This window comes from Aliivibrio finisterrensis, assembly GCF_008933155.1.
In the GTDB taxonomy this organism is placed as follows: domain Bacteria; phylum Pseudomonadota; class Gammaproteobacteria; order Enterobacterales; family Vibrionaceae; genus Aliivibrio; species Aliivibrio finisterrensis.
On record NZ_WBVP01000024.1, the window covers coordinates 18,275 to 41,290 of the forward strand.

The 23,016-nt window shown below is 41.9% G+C and carries 1 protein-coding gene; it reads right to left on the reverse strand.

Going from position 1 to position 23,016, the window contains the following annotated elements; all coding sequences use genetic code 11:
- Positions 1-20 precede the first annotated feature (20 nt).
- Positions 21-22,922 (reverse strand): cadherin-like domain-containing protein, encoded by a 22,902-nt coding sequence (locus tag F8B77_RS15740; protein WP_425277994.1) that lies wholly within the window; start codon positions 22,920-22,922, stop codon positions 21-23.
- Between the last annotated feature and the right edge of the window lie 94 nt (positions 22,923-23,016).

A 23,016-nucleotide genomic window follows, 5' to 3' on the forward strand; every position in this document is an offset into this window, starting at 1 on the left:
TCATCCATTGTAAGTGAATATCACCTCGAGAAACGAATTCGAATTCGAATTCGAATTCGAGGTGAAATTAATCGAATGCACAACAGCATTAATAGTAATATTGAGTATATTGTTATACTACCACCTGATGCACCACTAGATTCAGGCTGTGTTGCTGATATTTCTGCTGAATAATTAATATTCATATCAACTGTACCAACCGCACCATCTAATTGGACGGTAAACGTTAATGCCTGTGCAGAGCGATACCAACTCGGAATTTGTAAATCAATACGAGTGCCACTGTTAGCAGTAATGTTAGTCGTTACATACTTAGATGTGATGCTAACGACTTGAAGTGATTCACAATCAGTCACAGCGATATAGTCACAAAGATCAATATCTACAGAGAAATTTAGAGGAATATTGTCAGGATTATAAGTAATAACATAATCAAAAGGATCGATATTTAAGCTAGGAATAGAACTGTAAACGTAACTTGGGTCGTCAATATTATCATCATGGTTATTATCTCCATCGTGTCGCCCACCATCTTTGATAGTCATTTCAATACAATAACCACCGACTACAATCTCTTCTTGATAAAGAGAAGAATGAGGAGGAGGACAATTGCCAAGTTCCCCTCTTGCGTACTTAAGATTACTGCCATCTTCGCTTTCGTCAAAGTCAAACCAGCCTTCTTGGTCCGTGTATTTACGTAAAATGCTGCCTGACGACAAAGGTTCTAACAGCGGAATAACTACAATACTGCTTTGTGAGTTTTGATTACGAACCGTAAAGTTGAACACATTTTCGGATGAATAATTAGGGTTAGTTGAGTCATCAGGAATAATACCAGACAGTGTGCTTGCATTAATATAAGGTGAGCTTGCGTCAATTTTATTAGATAGTTGGCCTAGTATGAGGCAATCACCTGGTGTTGACTCAAAGATCAAACTTAAACTGGTATTAACAGCATTGCTTTGTAGTTCACAATCATCAATAGGATCGAGATAATTCGGTATCATGTCGTTATCGAAATCGGCAAATCCTTCTTCGGCATCAGTTAGACCATCGTTATCTGTATCCATGTCTAGGCTTAGCTCGACTTCTTCGACTATCCGTAGCGATGTTTTGCCGACGATAGGTTGTTGTTCTAAGCCTAACGGGTATGCGGTAAATGTAAAGTCGTAACGACCTGTCTCTTTAAGCTCTGGCAAGATGAGAGGTTCATAATTGCTCGTCTGTCCCGCACTTTCTTCTGAGATATTTGGCCCACTATAGTACCAATCGATGATCACGCTATTATCATCATCTAATGGTACATTGCTGTTAATGATGATATTTAAGTCAGATAGTGAAGCCGGAGTGGCTATAGATACAATATTATTATCTGCGTTATAAAAATTAGCATTTAGCGTTATTGGCTGCTTATCTTCAGATATAGTAAGGACTGCTTCTGATAATGGTCCGGTATGAACATTACTTGCGAAACTAAGGTGCAACGTTTCTTCACCTTCGTTAAGGTTGTCTTCATAAATATCAATTTCAAGAATACCTTCTGTCCCCGATGTGATAACGACGTCATTGGTATTTAAGAGTGATACAGAATGATCGTTATTATCACTCGTACTTTCGGTGCTAACTATAACGGGTATCGTAACCGGATAGCTTGGCGCTGAGCCACTGAGTTTAATTCTAATCTGAGCAGTTGTGCCTTCATAGGTAGTAGACATCGGGATAAATTCGGCGTAAGGGGTAATATTAACTTGCTGACTAACGATTTGAGTTGTGTTCCTTGCTGCATCAACAGCCTGCCAATAAATCACATGAGAGCCAGAACGAAGCAATAGTGTGCCATCATATAATGAAACTGGGATCGGAACACCGTTAATGTCAGTTGCTTTTGGAGAGAATATCTCTATACGATTAAATAATCCGGTTGCTTTTAAATCGAGACTAGGGAGCTCTTCAAACTCTGGCTTGTCTGTTTGAAGGCTATCTGATTCTAACTTTATGAGTCCTTTATTGCTTGAACCATGCTGATCAGCAATTACGTACTCGATATACCACGAGGCAGGTAAATTAGTTGGTAAAGTATATTGTATTTTATTATCCACTATCGCGATGTTACCAAATTTACTCTTAGCACTAACAAGAGTAATTTGATCGCCTTCATCAGTGTCGTAATCATTGTCTAGTGGCGAAAGTGTAATTGTTGTTGATGGTTCAACTTTCACACTGTCATCAAGCGCAATAGGGGCATTATTTTTGTTAACCACAGGCGGTAAAGGCTCTCCTGTCAATAACTGGCTCATATAGTATCGGTCACTGTAGAGCACTCTATATATCGAAGCATCTATCACGCTGGTTTGCACTGCTTTCACCTGAACCCAACCAAGTGAGGCTACATTTGTTACTAAATCTTGGAGTGATGAATAGACTCTATTAGGATCACTTGCGTCAAGATATTGAAGTTCAAGTGTAAATAGCCCTGACTCTTGTCCGTTATTTTCGAGTGGTGATGAGCTAATAAGTGCGGTTCGAGAACTTCGAACTACAGGCTTATTAGGGGCCAGTACGAGTTTACTATACCAAGATTCCATTGACGCTTTATTCGTATCGGATTGGACTGCTGCCTCACTCAATGCATATTGACTGACTAAGCTATCACCATCTTGGTAGACGAGATGTAATAACACATATTTATCACTTACACCGCTGTCTGTAGAAATCCAGCGATTTGAATTGTGTATGTCATTAGGATCATCTAACACGTACCATGTTTTGCTAACCACATAATCACTCGATGACAATAGCTCACCATCTTGAGAAAAAGTAATGTCTGCCGTTAGAGGCGTATCTAGGTAAATAGGGTTTGGCATTTCGATATGCACTTTAAGTTTATCCAGTTGATTGTCTTGTGGTGATACGAAATCGGATAATACTTGTCGCGCGACACGAGTTTGAGTATCACTGTTTAGTGTCGCTTCAACGCCTACGTAGTAATTAAGATCATCAGCTGTGATGTGATATTGGGCTTGGTTCGCACCATTAATAGGTTGTGCTAGCGCCCATTTACCCAGCTTAGGCAAGCGATACCACTGATAAGATACCTTTTCAGAATTATCAACAGAACGATGTGCAACCTTAAGTTGAGTTGCAATTATAGGCTGGACAGCATAAGGCAGAATTGAGATCGCCCATGGTGATTGAGTGGCATCTATTTGAATGACATTCGAGAAAAGATCTGGTGTTAATTCACCAAAATCATCTTGTCGATTAACGATAACACGTAAGTATTGGTCAGCAGTTTGAACGGTGTAGTACGCATTGATTTCCCCACTGATATTTGCCCATGAAATACCATCGCTACTGTGTTGCCATTGATAATTGATTACCGGAGGTAACAAATCGAATGAGAGTTTACTACCGACCAATTGTGTATTAAGTGTTTGATCTGTTGTTGCTGTACTTGCGCCTCCTTGGATTAAAACAGTATCAAAGTAACGCGCTCTATCCATGGTATTGGCATGCTCGTCGGTTGCTTGTTGGTCACTGTTACCAGACCATACAGCGGTAATACTACTAAATAAGCGAGCGCCATTATCTAGCGTAATTTGTAATTGATGAGTAAAGTCTGTGTCATCTTCATTGAGCGTATAGCGAGAGGCTACAGCGCTATTAATAGCGATACCATTGCTCTGCCATGAACCATTAACAGGAATACGATACCATTGATAAGCACTTACGTTACTGAATGTCTGTGCTAGATAATTCTCTAACCATTGTTTCGATGTATTGCTGATCTCATAGCTGTTATCTTCAGGAGTGAAGTGAATAGCTAATGTTTCGGTTGGTAGTGTATTTGGATTATTGATAATGGCATTCGACGAGTCAGAATAATTAGGACTGAGGTCGTCTACGCCTTCGCTTAATATAAGTTGCAAGCGAAGTTTTTTGCCGACATCTTCAGTGCTAACTTGATAGGTGGCCATGTTAGCCATGTCAATATCAGCCCAAGACTCACCATCGACACTAGACTGCCACTGATAATTTGCTGTTATCAAACTTTGAGCATTAAGCTGTGCCAGATCACTTTCTGTTAACGAAACAAGCATACCGGTTGAAAGGGTTGTCTCAGATAAAGTGAGCGATAATTTATTAGACAAGTCAATCAATGTATTTGATTGCGGTGCAATGATGACGATATCTGTATCAATAGTACGTTGGATAATCAGCGTATCGTTATCGTAATACATCACTGCAATACGGAGCATCGAACCAAGGTCATTAGAAGATGGTATATAGCGGTCACCTTGTATAAGGTTAGTGACAGTGCCATTAAGTGCTACTCTTTGCCAAATAATTTGACGTTCTGTAAACATTGCTGGCGGTTCAGATGAGAGCAAACTTGATTTTAAGCTGATAGCCAGACCTACTTGAGGTTGAGCAATATCTGCGATAGAAATATCATAATTAATGATGCTATTTTGTACTTTAGGCGTGCTCGCAGAAAGACTCTCATGTATCTGATTATTATCGTTATTGGTGGCCTTTATGCTCAGACGGTAATGATGTCCTACAGTAAGCCCAGAAGTAAGGTCTTGGTAACTTTGACTCTCACTCCCTAAGTTTTTCCAACCACTATCATCATTAAATTGCCACTGATACGTAACTGAAACTGGGTAGTTTTGCATGAGTGCTTCAACATCGTTAACGACTACTGCTTGGTTGCTGAGCGAAATGGTATCGTTTGGCGTTAAAGGTTGGTCAAACGAAAGATGAGGAATAATATTACGAATAAACAAAGCCGGCTCTGGGTTGTAGTTAAAGCTTGCTTCAAATGTTCGAGTATCATCAGAGTTTGTTTGGGAGATCTGTTTTGCCTTAACCTTAACTGAGTTGGTATTTGGATATGAAATTAACAAATCAGATAAATTGTTTCTTGCGTCACTTGGGGCTTTATCTGAGTAGAATGTGTAATCTACTGTGTAACTGTTACCAAGATTTGGAGCCAACGTTTCTTGATCATCCTTAGCTGAAAGGAAGGCGGTTGATGTGGTATCTACTGGATCTCGTGGAGACATATCAATAGTACTGAACCACTCAGAGAAGGTCGTTGGCGTTGTCTCGCTGCTTACAACGGTGTTACTTAGCACAACTAAAGATAGTGGGTTAGTTAAGCTGTCTTCGTTGTAATTTATTGACAATAAAACATATTTCCCAACAGCGTTGTCGGTTAAAATAGTGTTCGGCATGGCTTGCCAATTTGACGATATATCTTTGTCACTCAATGAAGAAACCAAATACCACTCAGCAGTGATGTCGCCAGAAGGTGCGCCGACAATCTCTCCGTTTTTATATAACTGCATGTCATATTCTAAGTGACTATCTTGATATAGCATCGATGGAGACAGTGTTGCTGATAGGTAATAACTATCAGAACTGTTACTGTTGCTTGCTTTGACTGGACTTGTGATACTCATTTGTGCACTAATTTGAGCCCCAGTAGCATCGGAGACTGTGGCGGTGACAGCGATAAAGTAACCAATATCGTCTTCGGAGAGAATATAATCTGCCTTCGTAGCATTAGAAATCGCTACAGCATTACTTGTATCAGCAGTACTCATTCTATGCCACTGGTAGGTGACATTCTCATCCAAAACGACATCTCGGTGACTAGCCGTAATTGGCTGCCCAACAATATATTCACTTGTTTGAGTCAAATTGACTTGCCATGGTGTGAGTGGGTTGTTACTGCTGTCAACGCTGCGTGCTGGTGCGATCAGCTGTGGCAGTGGATTACCATTGTTATCTTGGCTATCGACCAGTACACGAATATCCATGCCTTGATCACTATTTGCTAGTGTATAGCTTGGATTATTCAAGCCAATATTACTCCAATCTCCTTGCGTACCTGTAAGACGACTTTGCCAAGTGTAGCTAAGGTTTGTAGGTCGTTGATCTTTTTGTAAACTACTACCATACAGTTCGGCAGTAATCGTATTGGTACTATTGAGAGGCGTGTTACCGCCGACTATCTTAACGCTGTCAAAGAAACGATTGACCTGATTGATTTCGGATGGATCTTCGCCATTATTTTTCCATGCCTCTGTTCGTTCAGAATAAATAACCACACTGTTATCAAGTGTCACAACCAGTTGATGTTCAAAATTCTCATCACTAGTAGGATCGAGGGTGTAGTTAACGTTGGTTGCAGCATTAATGGGTTCCCCGTTGTTAGCTAAATCACCACCGGCGGGAATACGATACCACTGATATCCTTGAATACTAATCGCGTTGTCATCTTGATATTTAGTGAGCCATAGCGTTGCACGCTCAGACAGATCATAGGATAAGTTTGTTGTATCAAAGGCGAGTGTTAAAGTCTCTAGAGAGGCTGTAGTATTGTTTTTCACTTGTTCGGTTTGATTAGACACAAGCGGATTGAGTTGAGAATTGCCATCAGTTAATGTCAATTGCAAACGAAGATAGCGGTTTTCATCTGTGTTGTCTGTTGTATATCGAGCACTATTTGCATCGACGATATTGCTCCAAATATTAGTATCAAGGCTGTACTGCCATTGATATTCTGCCGTCATATTATTGGCTGCAATAGCACGGTCGATAGCAGCAATATCAGTGATATTTAATGCCACTTCTGCTTGAGTGCTTAATGTTACAGGGCTGATGTTGAGGGTTAGTGTATTGGCTAAGTCGTCTAAAGTATCAGAGCCTGAAGCCGCACTCACAGGCTTAGTATCGATGCTACTTTTTACAATAAGCCCTGCATCATCATGATATTCGACAGTAATGCGTAGTGAATAGCCTTCATCGTTGGGTTGAGGTGTGTAACTATCAGTATTGGCCAAATCCGTTAAGCCATTGATACCAATTCGATCCCAATACACTTTACGTTCGGTAAATAACGCTGGAGGCATAGATGAAATTAAACGAGTATCTATTCTTTGTTTGATACCCACTTGTGGCTCTGCCAAATTATCAAACTCGATGTCGAAATTGAGGCTGTTCGTTTGTACTACAGATGTCACATTGGAGCCAACTTTAGCGCTGGTATTGGTATCGAGATTTTCTGATAATAAACACAGACGATATTGATAGCCACTGGTCAACGACATTAAATCATTGTAATCGTCAAGCTCAGGACCGACAGGTTGCCACTGATTGGAAGACGATTGATCAAAATATTGCCATTGATATTTAACCGTAACGGGATAGTTGTCTCGTAATGCCTGAACCTCATTGAATACATCCGATGGATTACTCAAACCAATTGTATCTGACATATTTAATGGGTCATCAAACTGTATTACAGGTTGGATCTCTCGAACTAGGAACGCAGGGTTTTGAGTTGATGAGAAGCTCTCTGTAAAAGTCCGCCAGATGGTGGAATCGGTTTGTGATATTTGTTTTACCGATACGGTTACAGACTTTGTATCAGGGTAGAGGTCGAATAAATCACTCAAGCTAGTGAGGCTATTGCTAGGCTGAGTATTTGAACTATAACGGTATTCCACCGTGTAAGTATTACCTTGGTCAGGTGCTTGAGTCTCGTTGCTATTTGATTTTGCCATCAAATACGGGACTGATGTTGAATCAATCGGATCTTGAGGGGCCATTTTAATCGCACTATACCAAAGAATAAAGTCTGAAGGTTGAGTGCTATTTTTAATGGCTTCTTGACTGACGACCGATAATGTTAGAGGTTTTTTAAGTACATTTGAATCTTCATAGCTGATTGACAACAGTAAGTATTTTCCAGCACTACCATTCGCTAAGTTGTTACCAGTGATTGGTTGCCATAGCGTCGCTGAAGATTGATGACTCGGGTCGTCGATCAGATACCAACTGGTACTAAGTGTACCTGACGGATTAGCCACAATATCGCCATTTTTTTCTAGTTGCCATATATAAGATAGGGCACTGTCTTGATAGAGTGGCGTAGAAGTTAAATTGGCTGTTAACGTATAGCTATCGTTACTCCCACTGTTGGTTTTTTGAACCGGATTTGAAGTGACATCAAAGGCGACGACATCTTGGTTTATCGAGTCACTTATCGTCGCTTTGATACCGATATAGTAACCAACATCATCATCGCTGATAGTGTGATCGGCAGATTTCACACCACTAGAAGAAGCCATACTCCAAGCCGTCGGGCTATCGAGTCTAAACCATTCATATTCCACATTTTCAGTTGTTAAAGTGCGATGAGAGGCTGTAATAACTTGTCCTACGATGTATTCGCTTGATTGTGTGATATTAATTTGCCAAGGCAATAACGGGTTACTACCAGATTGAACTTCTAGAGCGTCTGAATATCGGTCGGGTTTGTGTGCGACGCCATTATCATCCAAGCAAATACCTTTTACTCGAATATAGCCCGTATTCATTGCAATAATGCTTGCAGAATCATTACCTATTACTGGAACCCAACTGCCATCTGCACCGGTTAGGCTAGTTTGCCATTCATATTTTACGTTCGGTGGCATTATATCTTTTTGTAAAGAACTACCAGAGAATACCGCAGTTAATGACTGGCCAATATAGGTCGGTGTTGCGTTGCCAGTGATGCTGATAATATCGAAATAACGGTCCATTACATTGGTTTTATTTGGATCAATGCCATTATTGCTCCACTCTTTCGTACGAGATGAATAGACACTAATACCATTATCGAGTGTCACCACTAATTGATGTTCAAAATTCACATCGCTTGAGCTATCCAACTGATAATTATAGCTATTTGCACCACTGATAGCCTCGCCATTATTGGCAATGTCACCACCTATTGGTAAACGATACCATTGGTAATTATCTAAGGTAAGGTTATTGTCAGCTTGGTATTTATTAAGCCACATAGTCGCTCTATCTGTGAGCGTATAGGTATTGGCGTTGCTATCAAAATCCAGTGTTAATGTTTCTAATGGCTCATTATCATTAGGAATGATAAGTTGAGTATGATTAGAGTAAAGCGGTGCCAATTGCACGATATTGCCGTTGTTATCTGTCGTACTAAGTATTAATTGCAGGCGTAAATAATGATTATCGTCATTTTGCACGGTGGTGTAATTAAACGTATTTCCGTTGGTAGTGATAGCGCTCCAGTTGCTGATATCATTACGACGCTGCCATTGATAATTCGCTGTTATGCTCGTGTCATTCATGATGGCGGTAATATCATTTGCATTTAATGATACCGATGCCTGACGAGCTAATGTCGTTGGAGAAATGGATAATGTCAGACGATTAGCTAAGTCATCAAGCGTTGATGAGCCTGATTTTGCAGCCACTGGTTGGGTTTGAATACTACGTTGAGCAAGTAAATTACCTGCTCCATAGTAAGCTACGGTGATTTTTAATGCGTTACCCACCTCATCAATGCTTGGAATAAAGCTTTCTTTATCAGAAAGATCTGTCAACGTGTTATTGTTGTTGATGCGCTGCCAACGAATATTACGATCTGTAAACTGAGCCGGTGGAGTATTGCTCGTTAATTTATCGCGCAGCGTTTGTCTTATACCTTCTTGAGGCTGAGCGAGTGAATCAAACTCAATACTGTAACTAATGCTGTTGTTTTGTACCTCAGTGGTGACATCTGAGACGCTTTCGCTGCTTATATTTCCATCCGTTGCGATGAGTTTCAGACGGTACTGAACACCTGCAGTGAGTGGGGAAGTAAAGTTGGTATAAGCAGCAGACGCGGCTCCCACATCGACCCACCCATTACCATCATTGGATTGCCACTGATAATTAACACTGATTGATGCATCAAGCGTACTCACTTGCGATTCGACTTGCACTTGGTTCAGTAACGTAATGTTATCGCTTATATTCAGCGGAATATTATAATCCAGCACCGGAATTATGTGCCTAATATCGTAGACGAAATCGGAAGAGAAAGTGAATGAGCGAGGGCTCAATTCTCTGCTGACGTTACCTCTGTATTGGGTGGCTGACACTATCAAACTGTCTGTTGCTGGGTAATCGCCAAGCAAAGAGATTAAATCATTATATTGTTTCGAAGGCGCTTCACTTGGGCTGAAGTGATAATCAACGCTATAGCTATTGTCACTCTCAGCTACATTTTCATTTGAATTAGCTGCAATAAGTGAAGGTCGAGAATTCTTATCGATTGGGTTGCTCGGCGTCATTTCAATGACACTGTACCAAGTCTCGAAGTCATTCGGCGTCGTCTGGCTTTGTACCGCGTCATCACTGACGATCACCAGCTCTAGTGGTGTAGTCAAGTTCGCTTCATTATATTCAAGTTTTAGTAAGACATATTTACCATCCGCCGCACTAGTTAAAGTTGTGCTGCTGAGTGGTTGCCACAAAGATGGGCTATTTGTGTGCTCAGGTGCATCAATTAGATACCACTGAGATGTCACGTTGCCCTGAGGGTCATCAACCAACTGGCTGTTTTTATACAGTGACAGATCGTATGACAAGGTGCTGTCTTGATATATCGGGCTCGGGGACAGCGTTGCTGCAAGATAATAGCTGTCGTTAGAACCAAAGTTATTGGCTTTAATTGGCGATGGTGTGGTCTGTCTTGCGCTTAGAGTATTACCGTTGTTATCTGAAATAGTCGCCACAACACCGATAAAGCCGCCGATATCATCAGTGCGCAGAATATAATCCGCTTCGTCAGCATTGCTAATCAGCGTTGCGGTAGTCCAATCTGCTGCCGTTGAGAGTTGATGCCACTGGTAGGTGACATTGTCAGTGGTGCTGCGATGAGTGGCTGAAATCGGTTGACCGACAATGTATTCAGCGGCTTGTGTCAGGCTGATCTGCCACGGCAGTAATGGGTTTGGTGTTGATGCGACGTTGCGCTCGGTAGAAACCAGCTGAGGTAATACTGCACCACTTGCATCAGAGCGTGCGGCTAAGACACGGATATCCTGCCCGCTCTCGCTGTTCGATAGCGTATAAGAGGCGCTATCCTGCCCAATGTTGCTCCAGGTGCCAGTCGACCCCGTTAGTCGGCTTTGCCACTGATAAGAGAGCCCTGGTGGCATGGTATCTTTGATTAGCGAGCTGCCAGATAGCAGAGCCGTGACTATTTGTCCATCTTGCAGTGGCGTGGTGCCATTATTGATGGTGACAACATCGTAATAACGTTCACTCTGGTTAGTTTCAGTTGGATCTAAACTATTATTTTGCCACTTAGCCGTGCGCTCTGAATACACATCCACATTATTACTTAGAGATATGACTAATTGATGTTCAAAATCGACATCACTGGACGGATCGAGGGCGTAGTTATCGCTAGTTGCTGCATTAATGGCTTCGCCGTTGTTTATTAAATCACCACCGGCAGGCATACGATACCATTGATAGTCTTGAATCGTTAAGCTGTTACTTAAAAGGTATTTATCGAGCCATAATGCTGAGCGTTCTGATAAGTGATAACTTGTTGAGTTCGGGTCATAATCAAGTACCAAGGTTTCTAGTGCGGTAGCGGTATTAGTTTTGACTTTATTTGTCTGGTTACTGAAACGTGGATTAAGTACCGCAGAGCCATCGTTTAACGTGATTTGTAAACGTAAATAATGATCATTATCTGTATTCGTTGTGATATGGCTTGTTTTATCAGCTGTGACGTTATCGCTCCATGTCGATCCATCTTGACTGCGTTGCCATTGGTAGTTCACCCCAAGGTTCGCATTAGCAGCAATGCCGTTATCAATCGCTGCAACCGTTGTTGATAACAGAGACACTTTCGAATGAGTGGCTAATGTGATCGGGCTGATGGTCAGAGTGAGCGAATTGGCTAATGTATCTAATACTGCTGAACTTGTTTTTGCGGATACGGTTTGGGTATCAACACTGCGTTTGATTAATAAACCGTTCGCATCATGATATTCAATTGTAATACGTAATACATTATTTACATCTTTGTCGGTCGGAATATAGTTTGCGGTTGTCGCTAACATGGTTAAGCTGTTGTCAGCGTTTACACGTTGCCATATTACCTGACGATCGGTAAATAGTGCCGGTGGTGCTGATGAAAGTAAACGAGCACCAACGGATTGGGCGATACCTTCTTGAGGCTGAGCGAGTGAATCAAACTCAATACTGTAACTAATGCTGTTGTTTTGTACCTCAGTGGTGACATCTGAGACGCTTTCGCTGCTTATATTTCCATCCGTTGCGATGAGTTTCAGACGGTACTGAACACCTGCAGTGAGTGGGGAAGTAAAGTTGGTATAAGCAGCAGACGCGGCTCCCACATCGACCCACCCATTACCATCATTGGATTGCCACTGATAATTAACACTGATTGATGCATCAAGCGTACTCACTTGCGATTCGACTTGCACTTGGTTCAGTAACGTAATGTTATCGCTTATATTCAGCGGAATATTATAATCCAGCACCGGAATTATGTGCCTAATATCGTAGACGAAATCGGAAGAGAAAGTGAATGAGCGAGGGCTCAATTCTCTGCTGACGTTACCTCTGTATTGGGTGGCTGACACTATCAAACTGTCTGTTGCTGGGTAATCGCCAAGCAAAGAGATTAAATCATTATATTGTTTCGAAGGCGCTTCACTTGGGCTGAAGTGATAATCAACGCTATAGCTATTGTCACTCTCAGCTACATTTTCATTTGAATTAGCTGCAATAAGTGAAGGTCGAGAATTCTTATCGATTGGGTTGCTCGGCGTCATTTCAATGACACTGTACCAAGTCTCGAAGTCATTCGGCGTCGTCTGGCTTTGTACCGCGTCATCACTGACGATCACCAGCTCTAGTGGTGTAGTCAAGTTCGCTTCATTATATTCAAGTTTTAGTAAGACATATTTACCATCCGCCGCACTAGTTAAAGTTGTGCTGCTGAGTGGTTGCCACAAAGATGGGCTATTTGTGTGCTCAGGTGCATCAATTAGATACCACTGAGATGTCACGTTGCCCTGAGGGTCATCAACCAACTGGCTGTTTTTATACAGTGACAGATCGTATGACAAGGTGCTGTCTTGATATATCGGGCTCGGGGACAGCGTTGCTGCAAGATAATAGCTGTCGTTAGAACCAAAGTTATTGGCTTTAATTGGCGATGGTGTAGTCTGTCTTGCGCTTAGAGTATTACCGTTGTTATCTGAAATAGTCGCCACAACACCGATAAAGCCGCCGATATCATCAGTGCGCAGAATATAATCCGCTTCGTCAGCATTGCTAATCAGCGTTGCGGTAGTCCAATCTGCTGCCGTTGAGAGTTGATGCCACTGGTAGGTGACATTGTCAGTGGTGCTGCGATGAGTGGCTGAAATCGGTTGACCGACAACGTATTCAGCGGCTTGTGTCAGGCTGATCTGCCACGGCAGTAATGGGTTTGGTGTTGATGCGACGTTGCGCTCGGCAGAAACCAGCTGAGGTAATACTGCACCACTTGCATCAGAGCGTGCGGCTAAGACACGGATATCCTGCCCGCTCTCGCTGCTCGATAGCGTATAAGAGGCGCTATCCTGCCCGATGTCGCTCCAGGTGCCAGTCGACCCCGTTAGTCGGCTTTGCCACTGATAAGAGAGCCCTGGTGGCATGGTATCTTTGATTAGCGAGCTGCCAGATAGCAGAGCCGTGACTATTTGTCCATCTTGCAGTGGCGTGGTGCCATTATTGATGGTGACAACATCGTAATAACGTTCACGCACCGTTGTATCGGTAGGATCACTATTGTTTAACCATGCACTAGTTCGAGTTGAATAAAGACTTGTGTTGTTATTTACCGTCACAACCAGCATATGCTCAAAGTTAGAATCCGAGCTTGCATTTAATGAATAGTTGCTATTGGTTGCGCCATTGATCGCTTCGGCATTATTAGCAAAACTACCTTCCATTGGAATTCGATACCATTGGTAACTTGGCGCACTTGTGGCTGAAATATCTTTTTGATAGTTGTCTAGCCACATCATGGAGCGTTCTGAAAGAACCAGCGTATTATTTATGCTATCAAAGTCCAAAACTAGAGTTTCGAGTTTCGAACCTGTATGTGACTGAATTTTTTCAGTTTTATTGGTATAAAGTGGGTTTAATCTGATGGTATTGTCACTAATCAGGTTCATGGTTATTTGTAAGCGCAAATAGTGATTATCTTCACTAGTTGTAGTGACAAAACGCACTTCAGTGGCATTGCTGTTAATCGGTGTCCAAGTCTGTCCATCTGCGCTGTGTTGCCATTGATATTCAGTTTGAATGGTCGCGTTTTGCGCAGTGATCTTAACGATATCGCTGTCTAGCAATGCAACGTCTTGACCTGTAGACAATAATGTTGGAGCGATAGAGAGACTCAAATCGTTAGCTAGTGTCGTAAGCTCTTGAGAGTTAGCTTGAGCTTCGACAGGTGAGGTGATAATAGTTCTTGAGATTAAGCGCGTATTACCATTTAGGTACTCGACGGTAACACGTAATACTAGACCCACATCCAATTGCGTTGGTAGATAGCTGCCATCAGAGTTAGCGGTTAATGGTGTAAGGCTATTATCAAGATTTACGCGCTGCCAGATGACGTTACGTGCACTAAATTGCGCTGGACCAGTTGATGCACGCAAGTGGGAACGAATATTTTGGACAATGCCTTGTTGAGGAATCGCCAAGCTGTCAAAGCTAATATCATAATTCGTTGTTGCATTAGTGACACTGATCGATTCATCTGAGGATTTTTCACTCGTGGCAACAGTATTTTGATTTTGTGCTTGGATTTGGAGACGGTATTTATTGCCAACTTGAAGTCCCGATAGTGATTGGTAATTACTCAGTTCTGGACCGAAATCTTGCCAGCTCGTACCATCATGCTGTTGCCATTGATAGGTAATATCGACTGGCTCATTAGCTTCTATGTTACCAATATCTGTTAAGATACTGTCTTTATTCAATAAATCTACAGTGTCCGTGGTCATTAATGGATTATCAAAGTCCAATAATGGGGTCAGTACACGAACCAGATTGACCGGATCGCTTGAGAAAGCGAAGTCACTTTCTAACGTACGATAGATAGCAGGGTTAGATCGACTGACTTGTTCAGCAAAGACCGTGATAGAGCTTGTTCCATCTGGAGTTAAAGATAGATTTAAGTAAGAAGAATTTGGTTGTAAATTAGATACATAGCGGTAATTTACATCATACTCAGCACTAGCTGGAGGAGGCCCATAGATTTCTGAAGAGTTAGCAGGCGCCAAATTGACTGTCGACACGGTGTTGACGGGAGGAATTGGTGCAAAGGTAATCACACTATACCAGTTGTCCATATCAGCGGTTCGCGTAATGCCAATAGTCGCTGTCTGATTCGTGCTAAGATTGCCGTCATTGACTTCTAATTCAACAGTGAGCTGAGTAAGATTTTGATTGTCATCATTAATGGCAGCAATTGCAGCCAACGTCGGGTTCACGCTGAGGTTAACTAAATCTAGTGTAAACCAATTATTAGGGTCGTTGATGATAGTAACGGTTAACGTATCGTTTTCAGGATCGATAATTTGATAACTCAGAAGGTTCGTTTGGCGGCTAACCTTATTTTCGGTGACCCCTCCAACGATTGGCGTTAAAGTGATCGTCGGCGCGTCATTGACTGGTTGAACATCAATGGTCATGGTTGCTGCATCGGAGTAACTGCTCGAGTCATCATCCATGATTTCGAATTCAAATGTCGTATCTTGATCATCATTCAAGTTACTTTGATAGGTTAAATTACCAATATCTGTAAAGTCTATTTCGTTACCGACTTGCACTAACGAATTATTATAACGCAGCTCGCCACGAGGTAATGCCGTTATTTTAATTTTATCTAGCCCGTCGTTTTCAGGATCACTATAAGTAATATCGCTCGCTTGGAAGGTATAGAGTGTGTCCTCATTTATGGTTATAGATAAATTCGCATCAATGGTCGGAGTGTCATTGATAGGGTTAACGTTAATTGTCATCGTCGCCTGAGAAGAGTCACTATTACCATCATTGACAGTGAACAACATGCTGTCATTAGTATCTTGGTTTTGATCTGTTTTATAGGCATATTGGTTAATGTCATTGGTTACAATCGTGACGGGGTAACTGCTAACGATCGTTTCAGTGCCATTGAAATTGCCACTCGTATCAACATAGATATTGCCGCTGGCGGGTTGATAGAGTGCTACGCTGGCCATGGCGTTATTCTCAAGATCGGTGTAACCAAAATGGCTCTGAGTGAATGGCGAAAGGGTATCTTCGTCCACTTGAATTGAACTCGCGAGCGCATCCGGTGAGTCGTTAACCGCTTGAATGTTTATCACCATCGTTGCGATATTTTGTGAGAATTTGTCGGTACTTTTTAGTTTGTAGGTGAACTGGGTATTGTCTTCTCGGTTATTACCAGGAGTATAAATCAAGTTCGTGATATCACTTTCTGATACAGTGTCATTGATAGACAGTGGCTGAGATGCCCCATTAATGCTCAGTTCGCCATGAGCGGGTAAGGTTTCTAATGATATTTCAGTAAAGTTGAATAAGCTAGTCGCATTAACGTCATCATCGTAGTCCGGATCCCTATAGAGAATTTGCCCACTGGTTGCGGTAGGGGTATTGCTGCTTAGCACGATGAGATAACTGAACGAAGAGTTTGTGGTGTCTTCAATAACATCAATATGACCGTCAACAGCAATAGGTGCATCATCTTGAGGGCCAATGTTGATGGTGAGTGTACTTGAATTTGCTGAAGTGGTGGTTCCATCATTCACGCTAAAAGTAAAACTGGTTTGAGTCGTATTGTTGAGGTTGTTTAAGTAACGTAATTGGCTAATATCACCACGTAAAATCGATTTAGGAAGCTGGGCATTATCGATTGATATTTCACCACTGCCATTATTGACTTTTATTACACCATTATTAGGGATGCTTTCAATAATGAGACTTTCCATAGTGTCACTGTTGTCATCATCGGTGAACATAAGGTCAATAACAGCGGTTGAAAACGCATATTCGATGTCTTCAGTCACATTAATGGTATGATTAACGGCAACAGGAGTATCGTTAATATTAGTGACGGTTATTGTCATCGTCTCAATATTTTGGGAGAAATCAGTACCGTCAAAGACTTTAAAATTCAACGAAGTGGTATTTACATCATTGAGTGCGGTTTGATAAGTGAGTTTATTGGCATTAATGTCGCTAACGGCAATTTCATCACCCGCTGATATGGCGTTGCCATCTAATTGGAGTTGTCCCTGATTGGGTAGTTGAGTAATAGTAACCTTGGTCAGCGCATCACCCTCAATATCATTAAATTGAAAATTCGCATAACTTATCGTGAAAGGAACGTCTTCATCAACGGTTATGGCACTGGCCAGTGCCACTGGTTCATCGTTGACTGGTTGAATGTCTAACGTTAGGGTCGTATCTGTTGACCATTGTTGACCATCTGATACTTGATAAGAAAATACCTGAGAGCTGAAGCTGTCTGCTACAGGTTGATAACTCAATTGCCCATTAGTAATCTCGTTATAAAGCACCTCTTGGTCTAGCTGAGTTATTTTTGTATTGTTGAGTATTAAGTCACCATTAGCCGGAAGTTGAGTGATCTTAATAGCGCTTAAATTAGGGCTTTCCTCATCCGAAAAACTAAAGTTGCCAATACTAAACACATGAGAAGCGTCCTCTTTAAGGGCAACGGTTCTAGGACTTGCTGTAGGGCCATCATTGACATTGGTAATGTTGACAGCCCAGTTTTTATCAATTGTTTTACCGCTACCGCTATCATCGACACTGAGCGTTAAGGTATCCAACGTTTGTTGACTATTGATCGTATTAATACCCGTTTGTGTCAACTGAAGAGAGTCACCGCTAAGGACGAAATGACTATTACTATTATTGGTTAGTCTAATGTTTCTTGCGTCATTTTCGCCTTTGTCATCTATAGAGAAAGTAGCAAAAGTATAAGGCGTTGTAACCGAGTTATCATCTTCCAATATAGGGCTGACTTGAACAATGTCGATGCTTAGATCGTCCTCAACATTATCAATATTAACCGTGAATTTGTAGGATGCCGCACTGTCATCTTCACCATCATTTAGTTTAAATTCAAAAGTAGAATAGTTAGCGCCAAATTCATCCACGTCAAATACGAATGTCAACTCACCATTATTTAATTGAGCTAGCGTAAAAGAAGAAGGAAGGCTTGTTATCGATGAGCCGTTGGACTTAAGCTCACCTTTACTAGGTAGGCTTGTAACAATAATGCTTTCAAGTGAGTCGCCAGTGTCGACATCGTTAAACGTGAAGTCTGACGCAGCAAACGTAAATGGTGAGGTGTCTTCATTAATGGTAATGCTTTCATTCTGGCCTGTTGGCGCATCATTAGTATTATCGACGGTTAAAAGCCATTGTATATCATCACTCTTATCACCATCAGTGACGTTTAAATTTATAGTGTGATCGCCGACATCTGCATTGGTTGGCGTACCAATAACTTGTTGATTAGTAGCATCCCAGTTTAGCCAAGTCGGCCCTGTTAACGTAACGGTTAACTGTGCCTCGGTATTGTCCACATCGGTGATTTGAGGTTGATATATGTAGGATGTGTCTTCATCAATGTTTAGCGTTGGCGTGGTGGCGGAGATCACAGGCGCATCATTTTCTGGAGTGATGGTGATGGTCATTCGAGCAGTTATAGAATTATTTTGACCATCACTGACACTAAACTCAAATTCCCCTTGATTATTACTGTCTGCCACAAGCTGATAAATGAGCTCACCATTGGCAATGTTTGCCACATTTATTACTGTATTTGTTGTGACAGCACTTGAGCCTAAGAATAATTGCCCACGATTGGCATCTGGTAGACTCACAATAGTGACAGAGGTTCTTATATCAGCGTTATCTTGATCTGAAAAAGCGAAATCATTTTCAGTGAATACTAAGTTGTTATCTTCTTGAGTGTTGAGTGTTATGTCCGCTGTCGTTGGGATATGTTTATTGAGGTCAAAACTGTCCCAGACACCATCATTGTCGCTATCGAGCGTGACTGTGGTTACCGTATTAGCAAGCGTCTGGATATCACTTTCAGTGAGTGCGGTTGGATAAGCCGCGAACGCATAAATGCCATCCATGCTATCAAGTTGGGTGATGTTGCTGTCACCTGATGCATCCTTAGCAAAGAGTCCTATTGGCGTCGATGGACTGCGAATGGCGCTGAGTTGAGTTGATTGCGCAGTGGTTGCCTGTTGACCATTGACATAAACCGTATAAGTGTCCGCATTTTGCTCGTAAACATAAACAAGATGCACGAAATCGCCATAAGGTGAAGCATCGTCAATCACGTTAGTAAGATTGACCGCTCCTGTATTGTTGAGTATCACTCCTAATGTGTTTGAGTTACTGTTTTCAAACGTCAACGAGGTCGCATTAATTGTGTCTGTGGCGTCATGGTGACCAAGCAAAACAAGATCCGCGAAATTATCATTCGTTATTTTAACAATAAATTCGTAACTGGCTTGATCGCTTGGCAATACGGAAAGATCAACTGTTTTCGCTCTATTTGGATAGACATAGTTATCATACCCAGCGATAGGTTGGGTCAAGGTAACACGAGGGTTTAAGTTTGAAGACTCGGCCGACCACGTTTGATTTATCCATGATGCCATGGCATTCGGGCTCACTTTGACTTGGTCCCAAAGCACCGCCACACGACTGCCATTATCATCAGTGAGCAGGTTGCTATCGTCATTGGTAATAGAATCAAGACTAAGAGCGGTTTCAAATTGATCGTTTAACCCGTCTGAATCTTTGTCAGAGAAGCTATTGTTATCATTATCATCGATTGTAACTAATAGACCATCACTGTCCGCGTCGAGATCAAAGGTGTCCCATATGCCATTTTGATTGATATCCTCAATGGCTATTAAAATGCTATCCGCTCGTGATTGAATGGTTTGTGGTGACCAAATAGCGTCGTGATGTTGAATATGAGTAACCATATTTCTGCTAATAACATTATTAGCCATGTAATTTGTTAATATGCCACTAACCATTGCTTGTACATGTACACCTATTTTGGTGTTAGCCGAACTGAGGGCTGTGAAGCTACTGTCTTGTACACTGCCAACTTCACTACCGTTGATATACAAGGTAAAGGTTTGTGAAGCGCTATCGAATGTCAATGCCAAGTGGAAATATTGACGACTAGGGAACAAAGTCGATTGGTTGTCGGTAGCAGTAAAGAAGTGAGCGCTACCTGTTTGTGTGGTTTCATTACGGTCATCGGCTCCATCGCTGCGGATCGCAAACTGCTTTTTCCCCTCAGATGCAAAGCGTAGAGACATATTTCCCGATTGAATAAAAATCCCGTCTTCAAGATACTGAGTGCCTGCCTCGTTACTAAAGTTGAGGTACGCGACTAACTCGTAAGTTGCATTACCTGCAATTGAACTCCAATTTTCACTATAAACTGGATTGGTGGAAATATTGCTGATAGTGCGTGGACCTGAACTGGCTTTGTTTGCTAGTTCTCCGTTAATGAAGTACCCAATTGCTTTATTTCGGTTATTGCTATTAGAAGAAGACACATCGGTCATCTGTTCCCAAATATCAGCAATGCCGTTGCCATTACCATCATTTAAAATGGTATTAGTGTTATCAAATAATGGGTCAAATCCCGTTAAAACGGTTTCCATTTTATCGTTAAGGCCATCGCTGTCATAGTCTGTCCAGGGGTTGGTATCGTCTGAATCGCTGGCAAATGTGACGCCATCATTATCGAAATCAATGTCATTAATGAGGGTCTGGAGATCTGCAATCGTATTTGACGTAGTAATGGTGAGAACGTTAACCGCACTGAGCACTAAGCTGACATCTTGGCTGATATCAATGTTTTGATAATCTGATGCAGAAGGGGGACTTGCACCATTACCTGAGAAATACGTCACAATGTTAACAGCACTAGTGATTTTTTGCTCGGTATCCAATGTTTTTTCGCGTAACCAATTATTTAGCTGACTGATTTCATTACTCGTTAAGTTAGTAAGACCGACAGCGCTATAGGTTGAAGGTTGTGGCGTCGAGCCGCCGCCCTTGGCGTAATCGATTAATGCTTGCCAGCTGTTGTATTTGTTGAAAATAGCTTGCACTTCAGCCAAAGTTTCTTGTGATGAACTTTCTAGCTCTTTCTCAATGTCAGTTAGCTGAGCCGGAGCAATGGACGATGTACCAGTAATGCCAGCTTCGGCGTATTGGGATAGTACTGGTGTCACCCCACCAATGCGGATACCGTTACTGAAGTTGATGATTTCAATCATGGCGTTAATGTTGACTGTATTAACAAGTTGAGCTGTGTTTAGCCAGTCGTTAAACGCGTTGGTATTATCCAAATTTTGGTTGATGCCGATATTACCGTAGTCACTTTTCGTGGGTTTTGTGGCGGTAATAGGCGAGCTAGTGGCTAACGCATACTCGTAGATGATGTCATAACTTTTAATTAACTCGACGGTAGTGGCGTAATCCAATGGATTGTTGTTTCTTAATAAATTATTAAGCTCATCCAATTGATTACTTTCGATTTGAGTCGTACTGATCATGTTGTAATCGGCTTCATCCGGAGCCGTGACCGTATTGTTGCTATCCACACGATAAGCATTAATGGCTTGCCACTGCTCAATATCACTGAGTTCAATCCACTGTACGCCGGAAATAACATTTCGATAGGTGGAAGAGACGGTTGGTGACGATGCCCCATTGTTGCTATCGAAAGCATTAACGCCTTCACCGCTAAATTCAGCTTCTATTGCATCGGCAATCATTTTCGGCCAGATATGTGATTCGTAATTAGATCCACTGTGATCAAGGGTGAAGAAGATTTCCCGCATCGCTTGGCCTACGATCTGAACCTTAGCGGAGAAAAGGTAATCATAACTTACTACTGGTAGCGTTTGGTCTATATCAGGTAGTAGCACAAAAGAGCTATTGACATGGAATAGCGTATCATCATCATCAAAGTAGGCGGGTTGACCATCTTTATCGTTATCAGGTTGTGCATTTAATGCCGCTGAGAGGGTGGCGATATTATTAATACTGAGGTTATTCCACTCATTTTGTAAAAATGTATTGACCTTACTTGTGTCATTGCTGCCGTCGACGAAATAGCCATTCGTATTTTTCTGCAATCCAACCCCAGTATAGTGCTCGTGAATAGGTGTTTGAAATATGGCATGATTTGGGTCATTGGTATTTGCAAAGGCGGCAATGTTCTCATAAAAGCCCAATAGAGTCAGGTTCACTGTTTTAGTCGTGCTATTGAGTCCAGTATTGTCAGTAACAGTGAAGGTGATATCGCGACTATTAACGCCCAGCGCACTGCCAGTGTGCTGGTAAGTGAGTGCGCGTAGCGCGCTTTGATAATCATCGCTCGTACCTTGACCTGATACGTTAAGCCTGTTCGTGGCTTGATCATAGTTTTGCGTGAGATTATTTGGTAGAGAAGATGATGGAATGGCTAACTGCTCAGCGCTGCTTGCGCCTTGTATCGTGACGGTGGCACTTTGCATATTGGATGCATCGACATCAATAATAGTGAGGTTACTGTCAACCACCATAGCGTTGTCGTTTTCTACAAAAGCTTGACCGGGTACATTGACCGTTATCACTGGAGCATCATCGACGGCTAGAATATTTAATGTCGCCGTATATTCCACACTGTTAGCAATCCCATCATTGACCGTAAATGTAAAGGTGGTGTAAGGGCTACCATTTTCATCGTTATTGAAAGTGAAAGTGAAATCACCATTACTTAACGCTGCCGCACTTATCTGCTGAGGAACGGAGGTAATAGTGATGTTGTTCAGTTTCAGATCACCTAAACTAGCCAACTGAGTGATGGTAATTCCGCCTAAGCTATCACCGTCAATATCGTTAAAAATAGCGTTCCACTCCGTGAAGGCGAGTTCAGCAGGACTCAAATCTTCATCCACATCAAATGCAAAGTCTTGCCCGGTTGGCGCATCATTTTGTGGGATGATGTCAATGGTAATCGTTGCCTCTTGTGAGTCATTA